Annotated in this window: 10 protein-coding genes; 4 read left to right on the forward strand and 6 right to left on the reverse strand. The window is 47.9% G+C overall.

The annotated features are described in order from the left end of the window. The 5 genes from PLA23_RS09170 to PLA23_RS09185 all read right to left on the reverse strand — a co-directional run. Window positions 1-665, reverse strand: a 665-nt coding sequence (locus tag PLA23_RS09170) for a substrate-binding periplasmic protein (protein WP_502883616.1), incomplete at its 3' end; no start/stop codon positions are given. Between the two features lie 24 nt (window positions 666-689). Beyond that, window positions 690-989, reverse strand: coding sequence for a transporter substrate-binding domain-containing protein (locus PLA23_RS13810; protein WP_502883617.1), 300 nt, complete (start codon window positions 987-989; stop codon window positions 690-692). A gap of 140 nt (window positions 990-1,129) precedes the next feature. After that, window positions 1,130-1,357, reverse strand: coding sequence for a hypothetical protein (locus tag PLA23_RS09175; protein ID WP_324474940.1), 228 nt, complete (start codon window positions 1,355-1,357; stop codon window positions 1,130-1,132). Next, window positions 1,347-2,216 (reverse strand): ComEC/Rec2 family competence protein, encoded by an 870-nt coding sequence (locus tag PLA23_RS09180; protein ID WP_324327890.1) that lies wholly within the window; start codon window positions 2,214-2,216, stop codon window positions 1,347-1,349. Before PLA23_RS09180 ends, PLA23_RS09175 begins: the two co-directional genes overlap by 11 nt. Before the next feature lie 19 nt (window positions 2,217-2,235). Beyond that, a complete protein-coding gene (locus tag PLA23_RS09185) occupies window positions 2,236-3,141 on the reverse strand; it encodes an ion transporter (protein WP_324327892.1) in 906 nt (301 codons plus the stop codon). A gap of 93 nt (window positions 3,142-3,234) precedes the next feature. Here PLA23_RS09185 and PLA23_RS09190 point away from each other — a divergent pair, with 93 nt between their 5' ends. Both PLA23_RS09190 and PLA23_RS09195 read left to right on the forward strand, forming a co-directional pair. Continuing rightward, window positions 3,235-3,432: a hypothetical protein gene (locus PLA23_RS09190; RefSeq protein WP_324327894.1), complete on the forward strand. Its 198-nt coding sequence runs from the start codon at window positions 3,235-3,237 to the stop codon at window positions 3,430-3,432. Between the two features lie 47 nt (window positions 3,433-3,479). Continuing rightward, complete coding sequence (locus PLA23_RS09195; protein ID WP_324327895.1) at window positions 3,480-4,067, forward strand: hypothetical protein; 588 nt, start codon at window positions 3,480-3,482, stop codon at window positions 4,065-4,067. Between the two features lie 6 nt (window positions 4,068-4,073). Here the strand turns inward: PLA23_RS09195 and PLA23_RS09200 are convergent, their stop codons facing one another. After that, a complete protein-coding gene (locus PLA23_RS09200; RefSeq protein ID WP_324327896.1) occupies window positions 4,074-4,853 on the reverse strand; it encodes a PP2C family protein-serine/threonine phosphatase in 780 nt (259 codons plus the stop codon). Window positions 4,854-4,938: 85 nt separating this feature from the next. Between PLA23_RS09200 and PLA23_RS09205 the strand changes: the two genes are divergently transcribed. Continuing rightward, window positions 4,939-6,054 (forward strand): V-type ATP synthase subunit C, encoded by a 1,116-nt coding sequence (locus PLA23_RS09205; RefSeq protein WP_324327898.1) that lies wholly within the window; start codon window positions 4,939-4,941, stop codon window positions 6,052-6,054. Then, window positions 6,055-6,529, forward strand: a 475-nt coding sequence (locus PLA23_RS09210) for a V-type ATP synthase subunit D (protein ID WP_324474941.1), incomplete at its 3' end; no start/stop codon positions are given.

Consider the following 6,529-nt stretch of genomic DNA (forward strand, 5'->3'; position numbering starts at 1 on the left):
AACTCCTCATTTTTTATCGAGAGTCCTTTTTCCGCCCGAACACGATTGAAAACTTCCCTCTGTAGTTCTTCGTTCTGTCTTTTCAGTTCAGCAGTCTTTCGTGAAACCTCACGTTTGAGAAGGTAACTCATGGAAACAAAAAGGAATGCAAGACTGGAAACTCCTAAAAGACCCCACCAGAACCAGGCAGGAATTATCTCTTCAGCTTGGATGCCATACCACCGCTGCATTGACTGGCTATACCAAGATGAGGGATCTTTCTTACCCTTTGCAATGGAGGTATCAATTGCACTGATAAGATCCTGGTTTTTCCCTTTCAGAACTGCAAAGCCGAATGATGACGGATTAAACATGACTGGAGTGGCAATCAGTCCGTGTTTTTTCATCTCGTCCTGACCTGCTGAATTATACACAACAAGGGCATCTGCTTCTCCGTTTGCAACAGCATCAAGGATCTCTTCCGGTGTGTTCTTCTCCACATACGTGGCACACACCCCGAATTTTTCTGCATAATCCCGAAATCCGATTCCACTTGATGATCCACTGACCATTGCGACCCTCTTTCCTTCAAGGTCAGTCATCGTATTGATACCGGAGTCCGACCGGGCATACACCTGTGACCAGATTGAAAGGACCGGTTCATTCGTAAAGTCATATCGGGTCAACCGCTCCGGTGTTGTCGTTACTGCCTAAAGCAGGTCAATATCACCTTCCAAGAGACGATCCCAACTTTCAGAGAGCGTTCCTTTGATCCAGATGAGATTCCATCCCTCTTCTGCAGCCAGGTCTTCAAGCAGGTCTACAAAAAATCCGGCGGGTTCTCCCTTTTCATCGAGAAAAAGACTTGGTCTGAGATCAGGTACGGCTACTCTGACATCTCTGGCAGCAGCAGCCGGACATACCGATGCAATGATTAAACTGAGGATGAAGAGAATCCATATCCACCGGAGAGAATTCGTACCTCTTGTGAAGTGAATCATCGGAATCATGAGCGATCAAACCACTATACAGAGTGAAAAGATAATACACTGAAGCTTTTCTGCTAAAGAAAAATAGTCCGGGGAGGTTTTAACCCTTTGGGAATGGCGGATATACCATTGCAAAAGAGCGATATTTATCAGAGGAGGGATCATAGGGACACATTATGTAACCGTTTTTTCATCTCCATAACCTCCTGCACAGTCTCCTCCCTTCGATCCATATCCTCCTCCACAATCAACCTGACCACATCCCCTTCATGGAGCAGAGGAAAGAGCGTATAAGGAAGAGATATCTCATGGACCGGATCGGTATCAGTCATCAGAACCAACACCCCCTCCTCAAGCCGATCCACCGTCGCCAGAACCTCATTCGTCAAGCCAGTATCTCCTCCCGTCAGTTCGCAATACAATGGTTCCTCTCTCATCGGTCCGTACTATCCCAACTCCGGCCGACTCCAGGGCATGGATCGTGGATGGTGCTGGATAATAATACTCATTATCCCGTCCAAGTGAAATAATCGCCAGGTCAGGAACATCTCCCTTCAGGATCCCACGCGATGCAGAGCCTTTTGAACCATGATGAGCCAGTTTTACGACATCACAAGACGCATCACAATGCTCGCAATCACCGGTAAAAAATACCCTCACCTCCCCATACGTAAGCACAAATGCAAGCGAGTCCTCATTCAGGTCACCGGAGAGCTCAGCCGGCGATATGACCCGGATGGTGATATCATCGGTAAATGGGATCAGATCTCCCTCTCTTGCCACTCCATATGGAATCTGTTTCTCTATCAGGGTCTTCATCAGGGTTCGGTACGTCGGAGAGGTATGAATTGCTCCATTATCAATGAATAAAGAAACCGGGATGGCATTGAGAATATCAGTCATCCCTCCGATATGGTCTGAATGCGGATGAGTGGCAATGAGGACATCAAGGCTGAATATCCCCTGTTTTTGAAGATATGAAAGAATACGCGACCCTGCATCCGGATCACCCGCATCAATCAGCATGGCATGACCGCGATGTTCGATGAGCGCAGCATCTCCCTGACCCACATCAAGGAAATGGATCGAAAGGGAGGAGACCGGTGATATGAGAAGAAAGAGAGAGATGAGCATCAGAATTTGGGGAATACTCATGCGAATGTATGCATAATGCACGAAGACTGACCGGTCACCTGGCTTTTTTTCATACGATGAAATATCATAGTGTTCATCTGCTGATGACTTCATACTCTCCGCCGGTTACTTCCTATCTCAGTATCTTCTCTTTTCCCATTCGAAACTCTTCTTCAGTAATGATCCCTTCATTTCGCAGATCGTTGAGTCTTCTGATCTCATCTGCCAGATGGAGGGATGATGCATCCTGTGTGCTATCATGGGATGTACGCAACTCTTCCAGAAATCCTGATGCAATAATACCTGTCGGAAGTGCAATCAGCCCTATTCCGATAAGAATAATCAAAAATGAAAAGAATTTCCCCATCCCGGTGACCGGAACAACATCACCGTACCCGACCGTGCTTGTCGTCTCAATGGCCCACCAGAGAGCATCATCAAAGTCATGAATCCTGTCAGGTTGTGCCTCTGATTCAAGAATGTATATAAGGTATGAACTGAACGAGAGAAAAACCAGCAGGATCACGCTTACCGAAAAGAGATACTGGCTGTCTCGCTTTATGACCCGGTATATCACATCAATAGATCCATAATACCGGAGCAGTTTCATCACCCGAAAGAGCCGGAAAAGTCTGAGGAAATGAACTAGTTCAACACTCAACGGCATGAGTAATGTCAGGTAAAAGGGAAACACCGCAAAAAAGTCAATAATCATTGTGATAGAACACGCATATCTGAGCCGTCCCAAAACCGGATGACGATATTCCGGGTAACAGGTACAGGTCCAGATCCGGAGCAGATATTCAATGGTAAAGATGATGATGGTTCCTTGCTCGATAAGATCCAGATATCCTTTGTACGGTGCAGACACCTCCGGGTATGTCTCAAGAAGAATGAGAATGGTGTTGATTATGATGACAAAAATGATGAAATAATCAAAGAGCGTATTTGGTTTGCCGCCTTCATCTCTCTCATTGACACTGTCAAATACTCGTTGTTTGAAGGATGCTATTCTATGTTTTCCACATACCCTGCCCATATCAGAATACTGTTATCTGATTGTATGAGATGAAGAACCCTGCTATAGTTCATAGCCGATCAATAAATTAATCTCATTCAGAAGATCTCTCAAATGAAAGTCTTTTTACCCGGAAACAAGCCAGTACATAGTATGGCGGCCACCCCTGCATCCATCACGAGGATCAGAATGGAGAATATACCTGCCGGCTTTGCAATCATCAGCACTGCCAGGCATGCATACATACCAAAACCGGCATCTGTTACTCATGTCTCTCCAAAGGAATCGTTATTATCCTCGTCATCATGGTAATTCTCTCATATATCGCATGGTCCGCTCTGTTGTGACCGGAGATTGCAATGACAGAAAACCCTATTGAACGGGAGAATCAACATAGTATCGGGTATATGAGGCATCTTATGAAAATCAGATTATATCTGCTGGCTTTCACCCTGGGATTTCTTCTGCTGTTTCCCGCTTATGCCGTTGGAGATCTGCATAGATCAAACACCTCGCCCATTGTCTTTACCGCTCCGGCCCAGCAAGTCTCCTCCCCTGACCATGCCCCCGATTATGTCCTCGAAAAAGTCACCCTTGTTGGTGATTATCAATACACCCGGCCTGGAAGATCGGTTACGCCCCGGATTATTGTGAGGAATCAGGGGGGGGATGACAAAGCACCGGGAGATGTACCGGTTGAAGCATGGCTTGGTGAAACCAGTCTTATTCCAGTCACTGATACCTTTTCTCCGCTGAAAGCAGGACAGGCTGCCATGTTTACCCTGCGGTTTATGATCCCCCATGAAATCCCCCGGATTCCCAGTCATCTGACCATAAAGATTGATCCCTGGAATACCAGAAATGAAGAGGGGGATGGGGCAAATGAACTCTCAACCCTTTCACTTGTAGTCATCGAGGATATGAAGAAGAGCTGGGATGACTGGTAATCTTTTTTAGGCCTGAACATCGGCAATGATGAGAGTGATATTGTCCGGTGCTCCTGCGTCATAACAGATATTCAGGGCTTTTTGCGCTGCCGTCACCGGATCACCGGATGACACCGCCTGCAGAACCTGTTCTCCCCCATAGTCCCATACCCCGTCGGTGCAGAGCAGAAGCCTCATCCCGTCCTCGACGGTATGCGAACTCATCCGGATATCAGGCGCAATCCTTCGCCGCCCGCCTGAAAGACATGACGTGATCACATGACCAAGCGGATGGGACCGTGCCTCTTTCTCAGTCAGCCGTCCGGTATCAATCATCTCCTGGATATATGAGTGATCTTTGGTCATGCGTAAAAGATGATCCCCGTCTCCCAAACGCCGCATATACACCCTTGAATCACCACAGGAGAAGACGATCATCCGTTCGGAAAGGAAGAGCACCCCGGCAAGCGTCGTTCCAAGCCCGTCAAGATCCGGTGACTGTGCAACCAGCCGGCTGAGATGATCCTGTGTCTTGTGGATCCGGTCAGACAGCATCTCCTCCCCATCCGGACATGGAACCTGTCCCAGACAGGATAATACTTCCCGGCTTGCAACATCACCGGCAACACTTCCTCCGATACCATCCGCAACGGCAAGAACAACGGGGAATTGTTCTATCCTACAGCAACAGGGACGAACCATGGAGACTGCTGCACGAACATGAGTGCCGATCAGCAAGGCATCTTCATTTCGCCTCCTTATAAGCCCGGTATTGGTGAGCGCTGAAATCGTCAGGGACTGTATCATCTCATCACTTCTGGTGATACGGCTATGGCAGAATATTTGAAATACCTCATTTATATATTGTTACAACGCAGAAAACCATACTATCATGCATCATTACCTGGTCACTCCCTCTTCGTACCGATATATCTGCACACGGATCGGACTTCGGAAAAAAAGTCTGATAACTCCAGAACAGTATAACCGGCTCCTGAACATGGAACTCTCACAGCTTCTCAGATTTATCGGAGAATCAGGGTATGACGAAGAGGTCCATACGCTCTCTTCCGCATTTTCAGAGATTGAGCGTATTGAACAGGCACTCACCCGGAACCTGGCAAATACCTACCGAAATATCCTCTCAATTGCCCCCGGAGCTTTGCATGAAATGGCAGAACGCTATTTCACCAGGTATGATATCGAGAACATCATGCTCATCCTTCGGGGATGTCAGTTTCAGATCCCTCCCGAACGGATACGGGCAGTGCTTATCCCTGCTGGAGTGCTCACTCCCGCTCAGCTTGACCATCTGCTCATCCTTCGAACCATTCGTGAGATATCAGAACATCTGTCCTCATGGCCATACGCAGGTGTCGTCTCCAGAGTGATATCAGAAGGATACAGGCGGGGCCTGTTTGCCTCTCTTGAGAACGAATTATATCTGCAATATTATGAAAATCTGATCGCTGACGCACGATTTGGAATCCGTGGGGGCGATGTCATACTTCCCCATCTCAGGTTCGAGATAGACATTCAGAATATCAGGAATGTCTTCAGACTTCGTGCAGGAAGCAGAATGGCAGATATTACGCCGTATATGATCCCGGGAGGGTATCTCACCCCTGAAGATTTCCAGCGGCTTTACACAGTATCTGACCGGGAGGCATTTGTCAGTGAACTGTCCCGTGCCGGTATCATCTCCATACTGACGGAGGCACTCAGAAATCTGCGATGTGATGCGAGTATTTGTGAGACTGATGCTGCTGATGTTGTCTGGAGAAGATGGGCGGCCAGGAAGACTCCTCTTTATACTGTCATGCTCGCGGTCAATACCATGCTTCTCCATCATCTGGATGGGCTTGCCCGTCGTCATCCGTTCTCTGTCCTTCCCATCATCTCCTATATGGAACACAAACGGTACGAGGTTGCAAATCTTCGGGCGATTGCAAGGGGAAAACAGTTTGGGGTAAGCCCTGACTTTATCAGACAACATCTGGTGATGTAGATGCCGTATCTTCGTGATGTACGTCCCACGAAATCCGAACTCCTCGTACTGAGGACCAGACTTCAGATAGCAAAAAGGGCACGGAAAACATTACAGATGAAGCTGGACGGACTTATCATGGAGGTCACCAGGCTTGCCCCGGAGGTAAAGGCAGAATACGATCTCCTGATGGCCAGGTACCGCAGAGTCAGACACCTTCTGGCCCCGGCCTACATGATCGAAGGGATGCTAAATGTAACGATTGCTGCGTATTCGGTTGAATCAAAGACTGAGATAGAGCTAACCGAAAAGAACCTGTTTGGTATCCGGGTGCCGGTGATCTCAGGAACCAATGTCAGAACCGACCTCATGGAGCGTGGATACGGACTGCTTGGAACATCGCTAGTCATTGACGACCTTGCCGATGCCTATGAGAAGCTGGTTGATGCCATCATTGCCTATGCAGGCAATGCCGCTGCACTCAACCACCTGCTCA

It is taken from the genome of Methanospirillum sp. (assembly GCF_035406105.1).
Classification (GTDB): domain Archaea; phylum Halobacteriota; class Methanomicrobia; order Methanomicrobiales; family Methanospirillaceae; genus Methanospirillum.